The organism is Candidatus Erwinia dacicola, assembly GCF_001756855.1.
In the GTDB taxonomy this organism is placed as follows: Bacteria; Pseudomonadota; Gammaproteobacteria; order Enterobacterales; family Enterobacteriaceae; genus Erwinia; species Erwinia dacicola.
Genome location: NZ_MAYS01000289.1, coordinates 1 through 1,336, shown reverse-complemented (window position 1 = coordinate 1,336; position 1,336 = coordinate 1). Strand labels below are relative to the sequence as shown.

General features: G+C 56.0%; 3 protein-coding genes. All 3 read right to left on the bottom strand.

The window, feature by feature from the left end; all coding sequences use genetic code 11:
• Positions 1-50: 50 nt before the first annotated feature.
• Positions 51-572, bottom strand: a complete 522-nt coding sequence (locus tag BBW68_RS08550; protein ID WP_070134962.1) for a DUF1804 family protein — start codon at positions 570-572, stop codon at positions 51-53.
• On the bottom strand, positions 572-817 hold the full coding sequence (locus tag BBW68_RS08545) for a hypothetical protein (protein WP_245675235.1): 246 nt from the start codon (positions 815-817) through the stop codon (positions 572-574). The genes BBW68_RS08550 and BBW68_RS08545 overlap by 1 nt, the downstream gene beginning before the upstream one ends.
• 208 nt (positions 818-1,025) lie before the next feature.
• A complete protein-coding gene (locus BBW68_RS18830) occupies positions 1,026-1,196 on the bottom strand; it encodes a hypothetical protein (RefSeq protein ID WP_186821309.1) in 171 nt (56 codons plus the stop codon).
• Positions 1,197-1,336 lie beyond the last annotated feature (140 nt).

The following is a 1,336-nucleotide window of genomic DNA, read 5'->3' as shown; positions in this document are numbered from 1 at the left end:
GTAAGGGCGCTACGTTCAGGGTAATAAACTGTTTAACGGGTTTGATGACTTCAGCCATATTTTTTCTCCACTATCTGTTGAAACTCAGGTAACACATCCAGAAAGCCCACCATCAGCGATGGATGTTTATCGCTGAGGAAAGCGGCTAAATCCTCCACCACACCTGCCGCCACGATCAGGCGATCGGTCTCCGGCAAAATACGCTTGCTGGCGGCAATCATCTTGTTAAAGCCGTCCTGCAGCTTCGCCAGCAGGCTGGCGTAATCATCGGCGGGCATCGCGGCCTGATCGTCTGTGCCTTCACGGGTCTTGCGTAGCTGCTCCATCGCGTGCTTGTGATGTTCCAGGAACTCCAGCAGCAGGTCGCGGGTGGTGTCCTTGGGTACGCCGGATGACAGGCGACGGGCGGCACGCTGCTTGTCCCAGTCGTCACCGCTCTCCCGTGACTCACGACGCCAGCGGATAACCGATGCCACGCTAACGCCATGCATTGGCCCCAGTATCTCTAGTGCGATCCCCTGAGCGATGTAATCGCGCCTGACGGCATCCCTGACCGCTTTCGGGTGTGCCATCAGCGGCCACCCGCATCGGTGCGACGGTCGATACGGTCATTCATGCGCTCAAGCGACAGCTTAATTTCAGAAAGCACATTCATGACCTGTTCATGATCGCGCACTGCATCAGACTTAAGCTGAAACACGGTGTACATCTGCCGGTTCTCCTCCCATAGCCGGTTAATCGTGGCGTGGAGACTCTTGATCCAGAAGGTAAAACCGAACGAAAAAACGCCCAGTAGTGCGGTTTGCCAAAATTCCACAATGTGTCCTGCATCCATTTACTGTTTCCCCTTACCCGGCCAGAAAAATGCCTCAAGGGCCTTAAGTTTCGCGGCGTTGGTCTAACACCAGGCACCATAGTCTGTCGCGTGCTTCAGCAGTGCATCCGGGGACAGTCCTGGAGCGCTACCGGCATAGGCTGAAGGTGTCGGTGGCATCGGGGCCACCGTGACCATCGCTCGCGGTGGTTTACTGTCCTGCGTTACCACCGGCGCTGGTGTCACTATCACCGGCGTACCTGAGGGCTTTGGTGTAGAGCTGCAGGCTGTGAGGCCCAAGCCCGTTATAGCCACAGTTAGAAGTCTGCTGATCCTGATTGTCATCGCTGACCGCCTTACTGATATTGGTCGAGTCCGTCAAGGTGGTGTAAATTCAGATCCAGCCTTCCGGTCCGGTAATATGTCTGTTAAGCGCTGAGTGGCAGCGCCTCGATCACATCGTTTTCAGCGGTCTGCTCTATCTCCGCCATGCTGTGCTGCGGCAGGTAGCAGTTCTGCAAC